The following is an 18,686-nucleotide window of genomic DNA, read 5'->3' as shown; positions in this document are numbered from 1 at the left end:
CCCCTGGAGGGATCATGGTGAAGTCAAGAGCCGCGGCGGCGCTGGCCGTCGCGGTCCTGGTTCTGTCGGCGTGCGGCTCGGGAGGCTCGGAGACCCCGTCCGCCCAGAGCAGCAGTCAGCCGCGCACTCTCAAACTCTGGCACTACGAGTCGGCCGACAGCGCCATGGGCAAGGCGTGGACCGAGGCGATCAAGAAGTTCGAGGCGTCGCACCCGAACGTGAAGATCAAGTTCGAGGCCAAGGGCTTCGAGCAGATCCAGAAGACGGCGAGCATGGTCCTCAACTCCGACGAGGCGCCCGACATCATGGAGTACAACAAGGGCAACGCCACCGCCGGTCTGCTGTCCAAGCAGGGGCTGCTCACCGACCTGAGCGAGGAGGTCGCCAAGCGCGGCTGGGACAAGCTGCTGCCCGGCGGCCTGCAGACCACCGCCAAGTACGACGACCGCGGCGTCATGGGCTCCGGCAAGTGGTACGGCGTGCCGAACTACGGCGAGTTCGTGATGGTCTATTACAACAAGGACCTGTTCGACAAGCACAAGGTCCAGGTGCCGACCACGTTCGAGCAGTTCACGGCTGCGATGGACACGTTCGTCAAGGCAGGGGTGACCCCCATCGGCACCGCCGGCGCCGAGTACCCGGCCCAGCAGATTTTCTACCAGCTCGCGCTGACCAAGGCGCAGAAGCCGTGGCTGGACGCCTTCCAGTCCTACAAGGGCAAGGTCGACTTCCACGGTCCCGAGTTCACCTACGGCGCCGACACGTTCGCCGACTGGGTGAAGAAGGGCTACCTCGCCAAGAACTCGTCCGGGCTGAAGGCCGAGGACATGGGCGTGGCGTTCATGAACGGCAAGTTCCCCATGATGATCAGCGGTAGCTGGTGGTACGGCCGCTTCGCCACGGAGATCAAGAAGTTCGAGTGGGGCCACTTCCTCTTCCCCGGCGCCACGATGTCCCCGGGATCGAGCGGCAACATCTGGGTCGTGCCCGAGAAGTCGGAGAACAAGGACCTGGCCTACGACTTCATCGACATCACGATGAGCAAGGACATCCAGAACCTCCTGGGCAACTCCGGCGGCGTCCCCGTGGCCGCGGACCCGGCCGCGATCACCGACGCGAAGAGCAAGGAGCTCATCGAGACGTTCAACAAGCTCACCAGTCAGGACGGCCTGGCCTTCTACCCCGACTGGCCCGCGCCCGGCTACTACGACGTCCTCGTCGCCGGGGTCCAGAACCTCATCAACGGCAGCAAGGCCCCGGCCGCGGTGCTGGACGAGATCGCCAAGCCGTACGAGGACAACCTCGCCGACATCGGTAATTAGATGAGGGTGCGCACGAGGGGGTACTGGCTCTACCTGGCCCCCAGCCTGCTGCTGTTCCTGGTCGTCATCGTCGTGCCGTTCCTCATGAACGTGGGCGCGAGCTTCACCCGCTGGTCGGGGGTCGGCACGCCCAGGTGGATCGGGTTCGACAACTACACCAGGCTGCTGAAGGACGAGCGGTTCTGGCAGTCGTTCCAGCACAACGTGGGCCTGATCGTGGCCATGGCCATCGTGCCGACCGCGATCGGCCTCGTGCTGGCGGCCGCCCTGTTCGACTACATCGGCAAGAAGTTCGGAACGCGCACGGCCTCGGCGCTGCGGGCCATGTACTACCTGCCGCAGGTGCTGCCGGTGGCGGTGGCCGGCGTGGTGTGGGGCTGGATGCTGCACCCGTCGTACGGCGCGATCAACCAGATCTTCGGCCTCGACCTCGACTGGCTCGGAGATCCCGACCTGGCGCTGGCCACGGTCATGGCGGTCATGGTCTGGTTCCAGCTCGGCTACCCGGTGGTGATCTTCATGGCGGGCCTGCAGCGCGTGGACCCGGCCTACTACGAGGCGGCCGAGATCGACGGGGCCTCGTGGTGGCGCAGGTTCTGGCACATCACGCTCCCGCAGATCCGGCCGGAGATCTTCGTGGTGCTGCTGACGTGCACGATCGCCGCGCTCAAGGTGTTCGGGCCGATCTTCGTGCTGACCCGCGGAGGGCCCGGCAACGCGACGATGGTGCCGTCGTACTTCTCGTACCTGAACTTCTTCCAGAAGAGCAATGTCGGGTACGGCTCCGCGATCGCCACGGTGCTGGCCCTGATCATCATCGTGGTGACGTTCCTGTTCCTGCGGGTCCAGGAGCGTGCGGAATGAGGGGCCCGGGACGCTGGGCGGTGCTGTTCGCGCTGGTCGTGCTGGCGGTCGTGATGGTGTTCCCGTTCGCGATCGTGGCGATCAACGCGGTCAAGTCGCCGGCCGAGTACAGCTCCGACGGGCCGCTGAGCCTGCCCGACGGGCTCTACCTCCAGGGGCTCGTCGACTTCTGGAACCGGGTGGAGTTCGGCACGAAACTCTGGAACAGCCTCCTGATCAGCGCGTCCGTGGCCGTGCTCGCCGTCGTGCTGTCGGTGCTCAACGCGTACGCGCTGGGCATCGGCAGGGTGAAGGGCCGGCTGTCGATCCTCGTGCTGTTCCTGGTGGCCAACACGCTGCCGCAGGAGGCGCTGGCCTACCCGCTGTACTACCTGGCCAAGGCGGTCGGGCTGTACGACACGCAACTGTCGGTGATCATCGTCATGACGGTGATCCAGGCGGCGTTCGGCACGTACCTGCTGAGCGCGGTCCTGGGCCAGTTCCCGAAGGAGATCCTGGAGGCGGCGGCGATCGACGGCGCGGGGCGGCTGCGGTCCCTGTGGCGGATCGTGGTGCCGATCAGCAGACCCACCCTCAACGTGCTGCTGATCTTCTTCTTCATCTGGACCTGGAACGAGTTCTTCCTGCCGCTGATCTTCCTGATCTCGAACGACACCCAGACGGTGCCCGTCGCGCTCGCCGTGCTGCAGGGCGAGAAGTACATGGACGCCACGATGTCCAGCGCCTCGGCGCTGCTCGGCCTCCTGCCGGCGGTCGCCTTCTTCCTGATCTTCCAGCGCACGCTGACCCGAGGTGTGACGGTCGGCGCCATCAAGTGATGGAGAACCATTGATGCGAAAGATCCCGTTATTAGCCACCCTCACGCTGGCGGCCTCGCTGCTGGCCGTACCTCCCGCGCAGGCCGCCGGCCTCCCGTTCCAGAACCCGGCCCTGCCGGTGGAGCAGCGCGTCGACGACCTGCTCGGCCGGCTCACGCTCCAGGAGAAGCTGGGCCTGCTGCACCAGTCGCAGGCGGCCATCCCGCGGCTGGGCATCGCGTACCACAAGAACGGCACCGAGGCGCTGCACGGCGTCGGCTGGTCCAACCACCTCAACGACGGCTGGAGCCAGAAGTTCGCCAGTGGCACCGTGTTCCCGCAGGCCGTCGGGCTGGCCAGCACGTGGGACCCCGAGCTGATCAAGCGGGTCGGGTCGGCGGTCGGCGACGAGGTCCGCGGCTACAACGACGCGGACCCGGTCCTGTGGGGCCTGCAGGTGTGGGCTCCCGTCGTGGACCTGCTGCGGGACCCGCGGGCGGGCCGCAACGAGGAGGGCTACTCGGAGGACCCCCTGCTGACCGGGGCCATCTCCACCGCCTACGGCAAGGGCCTGCAGGGTGACGACCCCGTCTACCTGAAGACCGCGCCCGTGCTGAAGCACTACCTGGCCTACAACAACGAGACCAACCGTGGCACCAGCTCCTCCAACCTGACGCCGAAGCTCAAGCACGAGTACTACGAGCAGGCGTTCAAGGCGGCCATCTCGGCCAACGCCGCGACCGGGGTCATGGCGTCGTACAACCTGGTCAACGGGCGGCCCAACCACGTCAACCCCGACCTCGGCGCCACGGTCAGGTCGTGGACGGACAAGACGCTCTACAACGTCAGCGACGCCTGGGGGCCGTACGCGCTCACCGAGCTGGAGAAGTACTACGACAACAAGCCCGAGGCGTTCGCCGCGGTGCTCAAGGCGGGGCTCGACAGCTACACCATCGACGACAGCAACGCCGGGCCGCTGGCCGAGCACCTGACGGCCGCGCTCGACCAGGGGCTCATCACCCAGGCCGACGTGGACCGGGCCGTGCGCAACGTGCTGACCATCCGGACGCGGCTGGGGCACTTCGACCCGGACGGCGGGCCGTACAAGAAGATCACCAAGGACGTGATCAACAGCCCGGCCAACCAGCGGCTCAACCGGGAGGCCGCGGGCAGGGCCGCGGTGCTGCTGCGGAACTCCGGCGCGCTGCCGTTCAAGGAGCCGAAGTCGGCGGCCGTGGTCGGCCCGCTGGCCGGGACGCTCTACCGCGACTGGTACGGGGGCAAGGCGCCGTACCAGGTCACGCCCCTGGACGGGATCAAGGAGCGCGTCGGGGACGTCAGCACCGGCGCGGGCCTGGAGCGGATCGCGCTCAAGCACCTCGCCTCCGGCAAGTACCTCACCGCCACCGGCACCGGGGCCGACGACAACGCCGCCCTGGTCGACACGGCGCCGACCGCGGCCTCCCAGTGGGACCTGACCGACTGGACCGGCGGCGTGTCCACGCTGCGCAACGCCGGCAACGGCAAGCTGCTCGGCGGCGACTGGCGCTCGCTCGACACCGACGACGCCGACCCCGACGGCTGGTACGTCCAGCAGCAGTTCGCCCTCGAAGTGCAGCCCGACGGCAGCTACCTGATCAGGTACGCCGGCTACGAGACCGTCGAGGGCTGGTACGGCCTGCCCGACCCGTACGTGACCGTCTCCGCCGACGGCACGCTCGGCCTGGCGCCCAAGGCTCAGGCGGCCAAGTTCGGCAAGGAGATCGTCTCGGACGGCGTCGCCGCGGCCGCCGCGCAGGCCGCCAAGGCCGAGGTCGCGGTCGTGGTGGTGGGCAGCCACTCGTTCGTGTCCGGGCGCGAGTTCCACGACCGTGCCAACCTGCAGCTCGGCGCCGGGCAGCGGCGGCTGATCGAGGCCGTGCGCAAGGCGAACCCGCGCACCGTCGTCGTCCTGGAGACCAGCTACCCGGTCGTCGTGGACGCCCCGAACCTGCTGTGGACCACCCACGCGGGCGCGGAGACCGGTCACGCCGTCGCCGACGTGCTCTTCGGCGCCGTCAACCCGGCCGGCCGGCTCACCCAGACCTGGCCCGCCGGCGACAGTCCGACGGACATCTACAACTACGACCTGGCCAAGACCGGGATGACGTACCTGTACGGAAAGGGCAAGCCGCTCTACGCCTTCGGGCACGGCCTGAGCTACACCACATTCGGCTACCAGGGCCTGACCGTCCAGGGCGACAAGGTGAGCGTCAAGGTCACCAACACCGGCAAGGTCAAGGGCGACGAGGTGGTCCAGCTCTACACCCACCAGCGCGAATCCCGCTTCAAGCAGCCGGTCAGGCAGCTGCGCGCCTTCCAGCGGGTCACGCTGAACCCGGGCGAGACCCGTACGGTGACCTTCACCCTGAAGAAGTCCGACCTGGCGGTCTGGGACTACACCCGGGGCAAGTGGGCCGTGGAGAGCGCCACCCACGACGTCCTCGTCGGCTCGGCGTCCGACCGGATCCGCCAGTCCACCACGCTGCGGGTCTCCGGCGAGACCGTCCCCGTGCGTGACCTGGCGAAGACCACGCGGGCGATGGACTTCGACGACTACGCGGGCGTGGCGTTCGCGGACGAGACCAAGGCCGGCGGCGAGGCCGTGGAGGGGTCGGCGGGGGACTGGATCTCCTTCACCGGCGCCTCCTTCGGCTCCAGGTTCACGGCCGGCGTGTCCTCGGTGAGCGGCGGCTCGCTGGAGCTGCGCTCCGGCTCGCCGACCGGCGCCCTGCTGGGCACCGTCCAGGTGCCCGCCACGGGCGGCGTCTATCAGTGGGGTACGGCGACCGCCACGGTCAAGGCGGGCGGCGGGAGCCTGTACCTCGTGTTCAAGGGTGACCTGCGGATCAAGGACTTCGCGCTCGCCCGATGACGTTTCGTGGCGGCCATGAGCATGGTCATGGCCGCCACGGAACACCCCTTGCCTCATTTGGATAGTTGTGCTATCTATTGCCTAGATAACTCGACTATCCAATGGAGGCTCCGGTGATCGTGATCGTTCTGCTGGTCGCCACGCTGGCGTTCCGACTGCTGGGCGCGCTGGGTGTGGCCAGGTTCGCCACCTGGAGGGTCAGTGCCGCCCACGGGCTGGCGGTCATGCTGGTGATGACGGCCAGCGCGCATTTCGTTCCGGAGGGCGTGACGTTCATGCCCAACCGGGGCGACATGGTGGCCATGGTGCCGCCGTTCGTGCCGTTCCCGGTCTTCGTGGTCTATCTGACCGGCGTGCTGGAGCTGGCCGGCGCGGCCGGGCTCGTGCTCGAAAGGACCCGCAGGGCCGCCGGGATCTGCCTGGCGCTGCTCTTCGTGGGCCTGCTGCCGGCCAACGTGTTCGCCGCCCTCGCCGGCCAGGACGTGACGCCGCTCTGGGAGCGGGTCCCCGAGCAGGTCCTCTACATCGCGATCGCGCTGTGGGCCGCCGCGCGCAGCCGCGAACTCAGCCGCGTGTGATCATCGGACGGTCCACCCTCCGTCGACCACCAGCGTGTGCCCCGTGACCAGGGAGGCGGCGGGCGAGACCAGGAACAGCACCGCGCCGGCCACGTCCATGGGCTCGCCGATGCGGTGCAGCGCCGCGATCCGCTCGACCACGTCCGCCTCGAACGCCGGGTCGGACAGGGCCTGCTCGGTCCCCGGGGTGCGGATGAAGGTCGGGGCCACGTTGTTGACGGTGATGCCGTGCGGGCCCCACTCGACCGCCAGGCAACGGGTCAGGTGGGCGATGGCCGCCTTCGTCATGCAATAGACGGACTCGCCGGGCAGGGCGACCTCGCCGGCCTGGGATCCGACGTTCACGATCCTGCCGTACCCCTGCCGGATCATGGCCCGGCCCACGGCCTGGCCGGCCAGGAAGGTGCCCTTCAGGTTGACCGCGAGCGTCCGGTCGAAGTCCTCCTCCGTGACGTCCTCGGCGGGGTTGCCCGGGGCGATGCCGGCGTTGTTGACCAGGATGTCGATCCGCCCGAACCGGTCGAGCGTCTCCTCCACCGCCCGGGAGATCTGGCCGGGGACCGTCATGTCCATCTGGAGGGGGAGCGCGGCGCGCCCCAGCCCGGTGATCTCGCCGGCCAGGCCGCCGTCCTCGCCGATGTCCCGCAGGCCGATGGCGACGTCGGCCCCGGCGTTGGCCAGCGCCAGCGAGATGGCCCGCCCGAGGCCCCTGGCCGCCCCTGTGACCAGGGCGACCTTCCCGTCGACGCGGAATTCGGGAAACTCCATGCTGCCGTCCTTAATTCGTTGTATGTCCAAACTATTGACCGTCAGCGCGCCCGTGTGTGAGCCTTCTTGAGTAGCTCATGCGCGAAGGCGCGGTGACGGTCAGGGTCCCTGCACTCTGCTCGTGCATGGCGGTCATCTGAAGCCTTTGGGGCGCCTGCTGGCGTGCCTGGAAAGGGAGAGCCGCGCATGCGAAGAAGATTATTGGTCATGTTCACGGTCGCCGCCGTGCTGCTCGTGGCGGCTATCGTGCGGATGTCGCCGGTCTCGGCCGTCGCCTCGGATCCGTACGCGTACAAGAACGTCAGGATCGACGGCGGCGGCTTCGTACCCGGCATCATCTTCAACCCCACGGAGAAGAACCTCATCTACGCCCGCACCGACATCGGCGGGGCGTACCGGTGGAGCCAGTCCACCAAGTCCTGGACCCCGTTGCTGGACTGGGCCGGCTGGGACAAGTGGGGCTACAACGGCGTGATCAGCCTCGCCACCGACCCCGTGCAGACCAACCGGGTGTACGCCGCCGTCGGCATGTACACCAACAGCTGGGACCCCAACAACGGCGCGATCCTGCGTTCGACGGACAAGGGCGACAACTGGCAGGTCACCCCGCTGCCCTTCAAACTGGGCGGGAACATGCCCGGCCGCGGCATGGGCGAGGCGCTGTCGGTGGACCCGAACAACAACAGCGTCCTCTACTTCGGCACCCCCAACGGCAACGGGCTCTGGCGCAGCACCGACTACGGCGCCACCTGGGCGAAGGTGGCCAGCTTCCCGAACCCGGGCAACTACGCCCAGGACCCGAACGACTCCAACGGCTACCTCAGCCACAAGCCGGGCGTGGTCTGGGTGACCTACGACCCGCGCTCGTCCACCAAGGGTACCGCCACCAAGACCATCTACGTGGGCGTCGCCGACAAGGAGAACACCGTCTACCGCACCACCGACGCGGGCGTCACCTGGTCGCGCGTGGCCGGCCAGCCGACCGGCTACCTCGCCCACAAGGGCGTGCTGGACACCACCAACGGCTACCTCTACATCACGACGAGCGACACCGGCGGCCCGTACGACGGCGCCAAGGGCGACGTGTGGCGCTACGCCACCGCGACCGGCACCTGGACCCAGATCAGCCCCATCCCGTCGTCCAGCTCCGACGACTACTTCGGCTACAGCGGCCTGACCATCGACCGGCAGAAGCCGGGCACGATCATGGTGGCCACGCAGATCTCCTGGTGGCCGGACGTGATCTTCTTCCGCTCCACGGACTCCGGTGCGACCTGGACCCGCGTGTGGGACTGGACCTCGTACCCGAACCGCAGCTTCCGCTACAAGCAGGACATCTCGGAGAATCCGTGGCTGACCTTCGGCGCCAACCCGCAGCCCCCTGAGGTCACGCCCAAGCTCGGCTGGATGACGGAGTCCCTGGAGATCGACCCGCTCGACTCCAACAGGATGATGTACGGCACCGGCGCCACGATCTACGGCACCGAGGACCTGGCCAAGTGGGACTCGAACACCCAGTTCACCATCAAGCCCATGGCCAAGGGCCTGGAGGAGACGGCCGTCCTCGACCTGATCAGCCCGCCGAGCGGCGCGTCCCTGGTCAGCGCCCTGGGCGACATCGGCGGCTTCCGCCACACGAACCTGGACGCCGTGCCGTCGATGATGTTCACGGCCCCGGTCTTCACCACGACCACCAGCCTGGACTACGCCGAGAAGTCCCCGTCGATCCTGGTCCGGGCGGGCAGCTTCAAGGACTCCGACCGCCCGAACGACAGCCACGTGGCCTTCTCCACGGACGGCGGCGCCAACTGGTTCCAGGGCACGGAGCCGGGCGGCATCGACGAGGGCGGCACGGTGGCGGCCGCCGCCGACGGCTCCCGCTTCGTCTGGGCGCCCAAGGGTGTCACGCCGGTCTACTCGGTGGGGTACGGCAACTCCTGGCAGCAGGCGTCCGGCCTGCCCACGGGGGCGATCGTGGAGTCGGACCGCGTCAACGCGATGAAGTTCTACGGCTTCAACGGCGGGCGCCTCTACGTCAGCACCAACGGCGGCGCGGCCTTCACCGCCACCGCCGCCTCGGGCCTGCCCACCAGCGGCAAGATCAAGGCGGTGCCGGGCAAGGAGGGCGACCTGTGGCTGGCCGGCGACGGCGGCCTGTGGCACTCCACCGACAGCGGCGCGTCCTTCACGAAGCTGTCGGGCGTCACCAATTCGGTGAACGTCGGCTTCGGCAAGGCGGCGCCCGGTGGCACGTACATGGCGATCTTCGCGGTGGCCACGATCGGCGGCGTCACGGGCCTGTACCGCTCGGACGACGCCGGGGCGAACTGGGCGCGCATCAACGACGACAAGCACCAGTGGGGCAACATGGGAGAGGCCCTGACGGGCGACCCCAGGGTGTACGGGCGCGTCTACGTCGGCACCAACGGCCGCGGCATCCTGTACGGCGACCGCACGGGCCCGCCGGTAACCGTCACGCCCACCGTGACCCCGACGGTCACCCCCACCGTCACGCCAACCGTGACCCCGACGGTCACCCCCACCACGGGGTCGGGCTGCGCGGCGACGTACAAGGGGGTGAACGAGTGGTCGGGCGGCTTCCAGGCGGAGGTCACCGTCAAGAACACGGGCGCGGCGCAGATCACCGGCTGGAAGGTGACCTGGACCTGGCCGGGTGACCAGAAGATCGGCCAGCTCTGGAGCGGCACCCCGACCCAGACGGGCGCCAACGTGAGCGTGGTCAACGCCGGCTACAACGGCACTCTGGCCCCGAACGGGACGACGTCGTTCGGCTTCACCGGCACCTTCACCGGCACCAACACCCCACCCGCCACCCTCACCTGCACCCCGGCGTAAGCAAGTCCTTCCACGAGGGGGGCGCTGCGCGCCTTGGGATTCCAGCCAGCGCCCCCTTTCGATCCCCCTCAACCCCCGCTCGCTCCCGGTCCCGGGCCGGCACGCTCGCGCTGCCGCACTGGTCCCGTCGCCCGCGTATCCGCTGGGAGATCCGCGACGACATCCACCAGGCCCTTAGAGCTCCAGGATCGCATGAGGGTGTGGCGGGACCGCCGGGCCAGTCGGCGCGGGCGTATCCTCCGGTGCCGGGTCATCGAGCGGCGAGGACATGCGCCCACGGCTCATCGATGTCGGCCAGACCCAGCACGGCGACCACGTTGTCGAGCATTCCGGCGCCGAACCAGTGCCGCACGGCGTCGTCGTCGCCCAGCAGCTGCCGAACGGTGTCAACCTGCTTGGCGTAGCACCGACGCACGGCCTGTCCTACCAGCGGCTCGCCGGCGGCACAGTTCGCGTGCATGAGGAAACGCAGGATCGTCCGGTCCGCGACGAGCGCGGCGTAGGCGCCGCGCGCCGCATCCAACGCCGCCTCGGGCGCCGGCCCGGCACCACCCGACGCCGACGAGTGAGCGACCAGCGTTTCGTTCATCACGACGGACACGTGGTCGACCGCCGCCGCGAACAGCGCTTCCTTGTTCGGGTACAGGCGATAGAGATACGGCTGAGAGATGCCGACCCGGTCGGCTATCTCGTGCGTCGTCGTACCGTAGAAGCCCTTCTGGGCGAAGCAATCGATCGCGGCGGCCATGATGGCCAGACGTCGTTCGTCGCTCTTGGTGCTGGTGCCGGCGGCGGGCATGGGCATCAGTTAAACATGGCTCTTCTCAGCCTCCAAAAGTCACGCTGAGGTCAGGGTCGGACGGCACGTCGTGGGGTGTGAGTGCCTCGATCGCCACCAGCGGGTTCCAGTAGTCCAGGTAGTGGGTGATGAGCGCGTCGTCATCGGTCCGGACGACGGAGATGCACGTCTGCTCGTACGGCTTGCCGGTCGGCCGGGCCGTGCCCGTCGAGCGGAACTCGGCGATCACGAGACTCGGATCGACCGTCTCGTGGAACACCAGGTCGACGAACTCGACGTCGAAGGTCTCGGGAAAGCTGCTCATGTGCGCGAACAGTGCGTCCCGCCCCGTTACCCGTCGAGGCACGCCGACCGGCGCGAACGGGAACTCGAGCACCGCGTCCGGGGCGAACAGCGTCACCCATTCGTCCGTGCGTCCTGCGGCGGTAAGGCGCAGGTGCTCGGCCACGGTGTGCTGGGCAGCGGCGCGGCGGCTGGCGTCGTCTTTCTCGGCTGTCATATCGACTCCTAGGTTAGTGATTGACCTATAACCTACCAGGACGCAGCAGCCGTGTCGGAGCCCTGAGTCCGTGCCGCACCGCATGCGGTGGCCGGCGCTCGGTGCGATCGGGGCGTCCTCGTCGGAGACGGCGATTTTCCGGCCTACCAGCTGGTCCAGCTTCTCGGGGAGAGCTGACCGGCCCTCCGTCACGAAGTCCGATCGACCTCGATCCAGGTTCTAGGGGCGGGCCCGGTCCAGGTCGAACGCCACGCCGGCCAGGCGGATCGTGCGCACCTTCGGGTCCTTGATCAGCTCCCGCAACTCGCGGACCGAGCTGAGCTGGTCGACATAGCCGTAGGCGAGCCCGGCCGAGGCGGCCTTGCGCAGCCGGTCCAGGGACAGGTCGAAGGAGCGCAGGTTGGCGTTGTCGTGGTCACGCAGCAGGCCGGTCCATTTGCGGAACTGCGGCAGGCCGCCGCCGCACGTGTCATCGGTCATGTCGCCGCCCTTGCCGAGCTCCATCCCGTCGGCCCAGTAGTCGAAGCTCCAGGTGATCGGGAGGGAGCCGGGTCTGCGCTCGTACGCGACCCGGTCGGCGCAGGTGCCGTACTGCTTCACGAACGCCTTCAGCTCGGCCTCGCCGAGCGGCTGCTCGAACTCCACCACCGCCAGCGCGCTGAGGTCGGCGGGCAGCCGGGCGAGCACCGCGCGCACCTCGTCCTTGGTCGTCAGCGTGGTGCCGAGGTCGAACAGGGACTGGGAAAGCCTGGTGTTGGCGGTGTGGCCCAGCGGCAGGCGGCCCACGCGGCCGAAGAAGTCCTGGCTGAGCGTGTACGACTCGCTCCCGACCGGCCAGGCTCCGACCGGCCCCAGGGGACGCGCGGCCACCTCGAACGACATCGACACGGGCGTGGTCTGGCAGCAGGAGCCGATCGTCACCGCATAGGCCGGGTTGTAGATCTGGAAGGCGGTGCCGAGTACGGCCTGCATGCGGCGTTCCCGGTCGCCGCGGGTCTGCACCAGGGACGAGCCCTCGGTCGTGGCCACCGCGAGCAGCGCCAGCACGGCCAGGACGATGGCGACCGTCCGGAACAGCCCCCGCCGCACCGCGCGCCGGGTGCGCTTGGGGTCGAAGTCCGGCAGGTCTGGCATTTCAGGCATCTCGGGCATGTTCATGGGCTCTCCTGGTAAAGGTCGGCGAAGGCGGCCCTCGCCCGCCACACCGCGGTCTTGATCGAGTTGTGGGACCTGCCGGTCATCGCGGCGACTTCCACCATCGAGAAGCCTTCGAAGTAGACCGGTTTGAGCAGTCGCCACTGCTGCTCGGGCAGCCGCTCGAGCGCGTCGCGCACGTCGAGCGATTCCACGTGCAGCGGTGGTACGCCCAGTTCGTCCGGGTTGGGGAGGGCCAGCTCGCGGCGGCTCCTGCGGACGTGATCCAGCAGGGTGTTGCGCGCGATCGTGAGGAGCCAGGCTGCCGCGTTCTCCCCGCGCCAGCCGAGCAGTGCCCTGGTCGCCTTGATGAACGTCTCCTGCGCCAGGTCCTCGGCGAGATGCGGATCGCGGGTCCTGCGCAGGAGGAACCCGCACACGAGCGGCCAGTGCTCGCGGTACAGCTCCTCGATGATGTCGCCCCCCGAACGGTTTCGATTGTCACGTCACATGCAGACGCGACCGGGGCGGGAATGGTCACACGGCTTGCCGGCCGGAGTCCGGTTCTACGACCCGTCCGCCGTACGGAACCGACCCACCGCACGCGTCCTAGCGGCTCGCAGGCGGCCGGACGCAGAGGCGCAGCGTGCTTTCCAGGCAGAGAGCCGCCGCCTCATCGGCGGTGAGGCGGCCGTCGGCGAGTTCCGCCGCGGCGGCGTGCTGGAGTCCGATGACGGCGGCGGCGAGCCAGGCGGCCGGGGGTGACGGGTCGAGGTCGCCCGTGTCCTGGCCTCGCCGGATGAGCCGTTCGAGGCGCGGTGGCACGACGTCGTGGGGGTCGTTGCTCTTGGGCCGGTGGACGGAGGTCGTGGTGGGGTCCAGCAGGAGGGGGTAGCGGCTCAGGAACCGCCAGCCGGCGTCGAGGAACCGGGCCAGCGCGTCGGCGGGCGGCGCGGTCTCGAGGCCGGCGGCGTCGAGCAGGGCGGAGTATTCGGCGGCCGCTGTCTCGATGAGGGCGTCGATGAGGGCGTCGCGTGAGGGGAAGTGCGCGTAGACGGTCTGGCGGCTGACGTTCGCCGCGGTGGCGATCTCTTCCATGCTGGCGTCGGGTCGCTCGCCGAGCGCGATGCGGGCCGCGTTGAGGATCGCGTCGATGCTGCGCCGGGCGTCGGACCGGCGACGGCGGGCGGGCCTGGCGGGGTCGAGTGTGTCGGCCATCGCAGCGATGATATCGGCTCGGAATAACCTTGACAATCTGTAAGAGATAAATAAGTCTTACGGCATGTCAAAGAACAGCACGGTTGGGGACGGGCCGGCGATCGAGGCGTACGGCCTGGTGAAGGTCTACGGCGAGAACCGGGCTCTGGACGGGATCGACCTCACGGTCCGGCGCGGTCAGGTGTTCGGGTTCCTGGGCCCCAACGGAGCGGGCAAGACCACCACGATCCGCATCCTGGCCACCTTGACCCGGCCCGACGGCGGCACCGCCCGCGTCCTCGGCCACGACGTGATCGGCGAACGGGACGCGATCCGCGCCCGGGTGGCCGTGACCGGCCAGTTCGCCGCCCTGGACGAGGACCTGACCGGGTACGAGAACCTGACCGTCCTCGCCCGCCTCCACGGCCTGCCCCGCGCCGCCGGCAAGCAGCGAGCCGACGACCTGCTGGCCGCCTTCGACCTGACCGGCGCGGCCGGCCGCCCGGTGGGCGGATACTCCGGCGGGACACGCCGCCGGCTGGACATCGCGGCCAGCCTGATCGTGACCCCCGACCTGCTGTTCCTCGACGAGCCGACCACCGGGCTCGACCCGCGCAGCCGTACCCAGGTCTGGGAGCTGGTCCGCCAGATCGCCGCGGCCGGCACCACGGTGCTGCTCACCACCCAATACCTCGAGGAGGCCGACCAGCTCGCCGAGCAGATCGTGGTCATCGACCGCGGCCGGATCGTGGCCGAAGGCACCAGCGCCCAGCTCAAATCCCGGGTCGGCTCGGGCACCCTGCGGGTCCGGCTCCTCGACGGCGAGCAGCGTCCGCGAGCGCGGCAGATCCTGGCCGTCGCCCTGAACGGGACGGTCCGTCTCGCCGCCGACCCGCTCTCCCTGTCCATGCTGCTCGCCACCCCGGCCGACGCGACGGACGTGAGCCGGCTGGTCGGGCACGCCATGACCCGGCTCGCCGACGCCCGGGTGGGCGTCGCCGAGGTCGCTCTCGGCCAGCCCAGCCTGGACGAGGCCTTCCTCGCCCTGACCGGCCACCCGGCCACCACCGACCACCAGGACGTGAACGCATGAGCACCCCGGCCGCCGTCACGCGCCCCGCCGCGGCACAGACCTCCCCGATCGACATCCTGCTCGCCACCGGCCGGCAACACCGCCGCGCCGGGGCGCTGGCCGCCTCCGCGACCTTCGGCCGGAGAGCCATGCTCAAGATCAAGCACGACCCCAAACAGCTCGTGGACTCGATCGCCATCCCGATCCTGTTCACCGTGCTGTTCACCTACCTGTTCGGCGGCGCCGTCAGCGGCTCGACCGGCGACTACCTCACCTTCCTCCTGCCCGGCACGCTGAGCATGAGCATCGCCATCGTCACCATGTACGGCGGTGCCCGGCTCGCCAAGGACGTGACCACCGGAGCCTTCGACCGCTTCCGTTCGCTGTCCGTCTGGCGCGGCGCCTTCGTGCTCGGCGGCCTGCTCAGCGATGCCGCCCGTTACCTGTTCGCCTCCGGCATCGTGGTGGTCCTCGGGCTGATCATGGGCTACCGGCCGGAAGGTGGCGCACCTGGCGTGCTCGCCGCCATAGCCCTGATCATCGCCTTCGGGCTCTCCCTGTCCTTGCTGTGGGCCACGGTCGCCCTGCTCGTGCCCGATCCGGCCGTCGTCATCAGCATCGCCAACGTCGTGCTGATGCCACTGTCGTTCGCCAGCAACATCTTCGTCCAGCCCGGCACCATGCCCGGCTGGCTCCAGGCCTTCGTCGAGGTCAACCCGCTCAGCCACGTCGCCGCCGCGGCCAGGGGCCTGATGAACAACGCCGCGGGCACCGGCGGATCTCTCGTCTGGTCGCTCATCGCGACGGCTGCCATCGCCGCGGTGTGCGCGCCGCTCGCCCTCCACCTCTACAACAAGCGGGGCTGACGCGCCGGGCGCGTGGTCAGGGGCCGCCGCGGCAGGAGCGTCTGACGCCTCTCTCGGCGCCCACCAGGTCGGGCATGTCGAGGCAGAGGAGCTTGTAGCGGATCTCGTCGGCCGTCGACGGATCGACGACCTCGTCGACCAGGTCCAGGGCATGTTGCCAGGAGTCCCGGGCCGCGTCGTGGTCGCCGGCCTCGCGGTGGCTGTCGCCGAGGTGGCGCAGGGTGCCGATCTCGTTGTAGCGGTCGCCGACGTCCCGGTAGAGGGTCAGGGCGTGCCGGTAGTAGACGATGGCCCGGTCGTAGTCGCCCATCCGGTGCAGGGCGTAGCCGAGGCCGTCCAGGACACCCGCGTCGCCGTAGCGGTTGCTCAGGCCGTTCAGCTTGATCAAGGCGTCCTGGAGGTACGTGGCGGCCCGGCAGTCCTGGTCCAGCCTGATGTGGGTCCAGGCGAGCGCGTGCAGCATGCTGGCCTCGCCGGCGGGGTTGCCGGTGGCCGCGTACAGGGCGAGCGCCCGTTCGGCCTGCTGGATCGACTCCTCGTACCGGCCGACCTGGTCGAGCAGCCACGCGTGGCTGCGGTGGGCGGTGGCCAGCCCGGCCAGGTCGCCCAGCTCCTCGTGCAGCTCCAGCGAACGCCGGATGCCGGGCCAGGCCACGTGATAGTCCCCGAGCCGCGCGGAGGCGCGGGCCAGCGCCCTATGCAGGTGCGCCTGCGCGGTCCGGTGCCCCAGCCTCTGGGCGGCGGCGAGTCCATGGCGCTGTACGGTCGCGCAGTCGCGCCAGTGGCCCTGCTGGTCGAGGAAGCGCTCCAGCGCCCAGGCCAGTTGCCAGCTGTGCGTGTCGAACCCGCCTTGGGCCGCCAGCTCCACCACGGACATCAGCACGGGGTGCTCGGCCGTGAACCAGGCCAGCGCCTGCCGGTCGTCATCGAACTCCGGCACGGGCCGGCCCAGCTCCGGCCGTACCCAGAACGGCGCGAACTTCCTGCAGGCCCCGTGCGCCTGCTGCGTGTAGTGGTCGAGCAGCCGTCCCATGGCCGCGTCCCGGTCGTCCTCGGAGTCCGCCACGAGCTCGGTCGCGTAGGCGCGCAGCAGATCGTGCGCGGCGTACCGGCCGGGGGCGTGCTCGGTGAGCAGGCTGGCCCTGGTCAGCTCGTTCAGCGCACGCCGTACGGGCTCACCCGCGAGGGCGGCGGCCGCCCCGGCGCTGACGTCAGGCCCCGGATGCAGCGCCAGCAGCCGGAACAGGCGGGCCGCCTCCGCGCTGAGCGACCGGTACGACCACGAGAACACCGCCCGCACGTCGACGGCCGGATCGCCGTCCGCGAAGGCGTCCAGCGTCGCGGGCGTCCCGCGCAGCTCGGCGGCGATCGCGGACAGCGGGAAGGCCGGGTTGGCGGCGGCGCGGGCGGCCACCACGGCCAGGGCCAGCGGCAGGCCGCCGCATCGTTCGACGATCTCGTCCACCGCCTCCGGCTCCCGCGCGAGGCGCTCCTCGCCGAGCCGCCGGGCCAGCGACTCCCGGGCGTCCTCGGCCGGGAACAGGTCCAGCGTCATCGGCAGCGCCCCCTCCGTCGCCAGCAGGCCCGGCAGCCGGTCCCTGCTGGTGATCAGCACCAGGCAGCCGGGGCTGCTGGGCAGCAGCGGGCGTACCTGCTCGGCGTCGCGGGCGTTGTCCAGCAGGATCAGCACCCGGCGCTTGGCCAGCAGGCTCCGGTACAGCCCGACCTGTACGTCCAGCGCGACCGGGATCCGGTGCGGCGGCACGCCGAGCGCCTCCAGGAAGCTCCTCAGGGCCTCGGCGGGGTCCATGGCGGAGCCCTGGCGGTCGAAGCCGCGCAGGTTCACGTACAGCTGGCCGTCCGGGAAACGGTGGGCCACCTGGTGCGCCCAGTGAACCGCCAGCGTCGTCTTGCCGACGCCCGCCATGCCGCCGATGGCGCTGATCACGACCGTTCTCAGCGCGTCGCCGTCGAGCAGGGCGAGGGCCTTGGCCAGGTCGGCCCGCCTGCCCGCGAAGACGGCGAGATCGGCGGGCAGCTGCGCGGGCCGCACCACCGTGTCCGCCGTGTCCGCCGCGAGCCCGGCGGCGGGCTCGGTCAGTACGCGCTGCTGGGCGGCGCGCAATTCCTGGCCCGGTTCGACGCCCAGCTCCTCGGCGAGCTCGTCCCGGACCGCCTGCCAGGTGTCCAGCGCTTCGGCCTGGCGGCCGGTGGTGGCCAGGGCGAGCACCAATCTGGCCTGGAGCCGCTCGTCCAGCGGATGCCGGGTGGCCGCCGCCCTCAGCGTGGGCAGCAGTGCGACCATCCCGCCGTGCTCCAGCGCCACGTCGGCCGCCTCCAGCGCGACCATGATCCGCTCCTGCTCCAGAGCGGCGAACACCGGCAGGGACCGCACCTCGGCCGGAATGCCCGCCGCCGCCTCCCCCTGCCATACGGCCAGCGCCTCCGCGTACAGGTCCACCGCCTCCGCCGGGGCGGCCGAGCGGGCCTGTCCGGCCAGGTGGCGGAAGCGCAGCAGGTCGAGCGTGCCGGCATCGGCCTTCAGGCGGTAGCCGCCCGCGCCCCGGAGCAGCCAGCCGCCCTCCGCCCTGGGCGGCAGCCCCGGTTCCAGCAACCGGCGCAGGTTGCCCACGTACCTGTGGACGACGTTGATCGAGCTGGACGGCGGGTCCTGCCCCCAGAGGACGTCGACCATCTCGTCCAGGCTCACGGGCCGTCCCGCGTACACCAGCAGGAGGGCGAGCAGGGCTCGTTGCTGCGGAGGACCGGAGTTCAGCTCGACGTCTCCTCGCCAGAGGCGCACAGGCCCCAGCACCGCGAACCGCATCCGTCGCATCCCCCTCCGCCGACTCTGACATTTGGGAGTATTTTTAACCGGCCATGCAATCGGATTGCAGCGGGCTGAACGCCCCAAGCGCTCTCAAGCCTCATGTTTCGGACGAGCCAGAGCCGGGGAATGGTTTGCGGGGTAATGTGGCTGTATGAGGGGTATGTCCGAATAGCCGGTTGGGGATGTGCGC

15 protein-coding genes are annotated in these 18,686 nt (G+C 69.8%); 8 read left to right on the top strand and 7 right to left on the bottom strand.

All coding sequences use genetic code 11. From position 1 onward, the window contains the following. The first annotated feature begins 14 nt into the window (after nucleotides 1-14). From ACWDRB_RS15690 to ACWDRB_RS15670, 5 genes are all read left to right on the top strand, one after another. Nucleotides 15-1,322: an ABC transporter substrate-binding protein gene (locus ACWDRB_RS15690; protein ID WP_449894301.1), complete on the top strand. Its 1,308-nt coding sequence runs from the start codon at nucleotides 15-17 to the stop codon at nucleotides 1,320-1,322. Continuing rightward, nucleotides 1,323-2,186, top strand: coding sequence for a carbohydrate ABC transporter permease (locus ACWDRB_RS15685; protein ID WP_449894299.1), 864 nt, complete (start codon nucleotides 1,323-1,325; stop codon nucleotides 2,184-2,186). Beyond that, complete coding sequence (locus ACWDRB_RS15680) at nucleotides 2,183-3,004, top strand: carbohydrate ABC transporter permease (RefSeq protein ID WP_192790081.1); 822 nt, start codon at nucleotides 2,183-2,185, stop codon at nucleotides 3,002-3,004. Before ACWDRB_RS15685 ends, ACWDRB_RS15680 begins: the two co-directional genes overlap by 4 nt. A gap of 118 nt (nucleotides 3,005-3,122) precedes the next feature. Beyond that, entirely contained in the window at nucleotides 3,123-5,897 is a 2,775-nt protein-coding gene (locus ACWDRB_RS15675; protein WP_449894296.1) for a glycoside hydrolase family 3 C-terminal domain-containing protein, read from the top strand. A gap of 113 nt (nucleotides 5,898-6,010) precedes the next feature. After that, entirely contained in the window at nucleotides 6,011-6,475 is a 465-nt protein-coding gene (locus tag ACWDRB_RS15670; protein WP_449894293.1) for a DoxX family protein, read from the top strand. Here ACWDRB_RS15670 and ACWDRB_RS15665 read toward each other — a convergent pair whose 3' ends face one another. Beyond that, entirely contained in the window at nucleotides 6,476-7,243 is a 768-nt protein-coding gene (locus ACWDRB_RS15665; protein ID WP_350731357.1) for an SDR family NAD(P)-dependent oxidoreductase, read from the bottom strand. 186 nt (nucleotides 7,244-7,429) lie between these two features. On the opposite strand from ACWDRB_RS15665, the gene ACWDRB_RS15660 reads away from it, so the two are divergent. Then, nucleotides 7,430-10,099 (top strand): cellulose binding domain-containing protein, encoded by a 2,670-nt coding sequence (locus ACWDRB_RS15660; protein WP_449894291.1) that lies wholly within the window; start codon nucleotides 7,430-7,432, stop codon nucleotides 10,097-10,099. 250 nt (nucleotides 10,100-10,349) lie between these two features. Here the strand turns inward: ACWDRB_RS15660 and ACWDRB_RS15655 are convergent, their stop codons facing one another. The 5 genes from ACWDRB_RS15655 to ACWDRB_RS15635 all read right to left on the bottom strand — a co-directional run bounded on the left by ACWDRB_RS15655 (nucleotide 10,350) and on the right by ACWDRB_RS15635 (nucleotide 13,749). After that, a complete protein-coding gene (locus ACWDRB_RS15655; RefSeq protein WP_449894288.1) occupies nucleotides 10,350-10,904 on the bottom strand; it encodes a TetR/AcrR family transcriptional regulator in 555 nt (184 codons plus the stop codon). A gap of 19 nt (nucleotides 10,905-10,923) precedes the next feature. Beyond that, nucleotides 10,924-11,397, bottom strand: a complete 474-nt coding sequence (locus ACWDRB_RS15650; protein WP_449894286.1) for a nuclear transport factor 2 family protein — start codon at nucleotides 11,395-11,397, stop codon at nucleotides 10,924-10,926. 219 nt (nucleotides 11,398-11,616) lie between these two features. Continuing rightward, complete coding sequence (locus tag ACWDRB_RS15645) at nucleotides 11,617-12,540, bottom strand: hypothetical protein (protein WP_449894284.1); 924 nt, start codon at nucleotides 12,538-12,540, stop codon at nucleotides 11,617-11,619. A gap of 11 nt (nucleotides 12,541-12,551) precedes the next feature. Next, complete coding sequence (locus ACWDRB_RS15640; RefSeq protein WP_449894691.1) at nucleotides 12,552-12,995, bottom strand: RNA polymerase sigma factor; 444 nt, start codon at nucleotides 12,993-12,995, stop codon at nucleotides 12,552-12,554. 145 nt (nucleotides 12,996-13,140) lie between these two features. Then, nucleotides 13,141-13,749: a TetR/AcrR family transcriptional regulator gene (locus ACWDRB_RS15635; protein ID WP_449894282.1), complete on the bottom strand. Its 609-nt coding sequence runs from the start codon at nucleotides 13,747-13,749 to the stop codon at nucleotides 13,141-13,143. 64 nt (nucleotides 13,750-13,813) lie between these two features. On the opposite strand from ACWDRB_RS15635, the gene ACWDRB_RS15630 reads away from it, so the two are divergent. Both ACWDRB_RS15630 and ACWDRB_RS15625 read left to right on the top strand, forming a co-directional pair. Beyond that, complete coding sequence (locus ACWDRB_RS15630; protein ID WP_449894280.1) at nucleotides 13,814-14,821, top strand: ATP-binding cassette domain-containing protein; 1,008 nt, start codon at nucleotides 13,814-13,816, stop codon at nucleotides 14,819-14,821. Next, nucleotides 14,818-15,666: an ABC transporter permease gene (locus ACWDRB_RS15625; RefSeq protein WP_449894278.1), complete on the top strand. Its 849-nt coding sequence runs from the start codon at nucleotides 14,818-14,820 to the stop codon at nucleotides 15,664-15,666. The genes ACWDRB_RS15630 and ACWDRB_RS15625 overlap by 4 nt, the downstream gene beginning before the upstream one ends. 16 nt (nucleotides 15,667-15,682) lie before the next feature. Here the strand turns inward: ACWDRB_RS15625 and ACWDRB_RS15620 are convergent, their stop codons facing one another. Continuing rightward, nucleotides 15,683-18,493 carry a BTAD domain-containing putative transcriptional regulator gene (locus ACWDRB_RS15620; RefSeq protein ID WP_449894276.1) on the bottom strand — a complete coding sequence of 937 codons (2,811 nt, stop codon included), beginning with the start codon at nucleotides 18,491-18,493 and terminating at the stop codon, nucleotides 15,683-15,685. Between the last annotated feature and the right edge of the window lie 193 nt (nucleotides 18,494-18,686).

Source organism: Nonomuraea sp. NPDC003707 (genome assembly GCF_053587055.1).
The sequence above is the reverse complement of the archived record's forward strand: the minus strand, read 5'-3'. Positions and strand labels throughout refer to the sequence as shown.

Coding starts and splice junctions, on each gene's coding strand:
- ACWDRB_RS15690 (WP_449894301.1), top strand. CDS start 15: ATGGTGAAGTCAAGAGCCGCGGCGGCGCTGGCCGTCGCGGTCCTGGTT.
- ACWDRB_RS15685 (WP_449894299.1), top strand. CDS start 1,323: ATGAGGGTGCGCACGAGGGGGTACTGGCTCTACCTGGCCCCCAGCCTG.
- ACWDRB_RS15680 (WP_192790081.1), top strand. CDS start 2,183: ATGAGGGGCCCGGGACGCTGGGCGGTGCTGTTCGCGCTGGTCGTGCTG.
- ACWDRB_RS15665 (WP_350731357.1), bottom strand. CDS start 7,243: ATGGAGTTTCCCGAATTCCGCGTCGACGGGAAGGTCGCCCTGGTCACA.
- ACWDRB_RS15660 (WP_449894291.1), top strand. CDS start 7,430: ATGCGAAGAAGATTATTGGTCATGTTCACGGTCGCCGCCGTGCTGCTC.
- ACWDRB_RS15655 (WP_449894288.1), bottom strand. CDS start 10,904: ATGCCCATGCCCGCCGCCGGCACCAGCACCAAGAGCGACGAACGACGT.
- ACWDRB_RS15650 (WP_449894286.1), bottom strand. CDS start 11,397: ATGACAGCCGAGAAAGACGACGCCAGCCGCCGCGCCGCTGCCCAGCAC.
- ACWDRB_RS15645 (WP_449894284.1), bottom strand. CDS start 12,540: ATGCCTGAAATGCCAGACCTGCCGGACTTCGACCCCAAGCGCACCCGG.
- ACWDRB_RS15635 (WP_449894282.1), bottom strand. CDS start 13,749: ATGGCCGACACACTCGACCCCGCCAGGCCCGCCCGCCGTCGCCGGTCC.
- ACWDRB_RS15630 (WP_449894280.1), top strand. CDS start 13,814: ATGTCAAAGAACAGCACGGTTGGGGACGGGCCGGCGATCGAGGCGTAC.
- ACWDRB_RS15625 (WP_449894278.1), top strand. CDS start 14,818: ATGAGCACCCCGGCCGCCGTCACGCGCCCCGCCGCGGCACAGACCTCC.
- ACWDRB_RS15620 (WP_449894276.1), bottom strand. CDS start 18,493: ATGCGGTTCGCGGTGCTGGGGCCTGTGCGCCTCTGGCGAGGAGACGTC.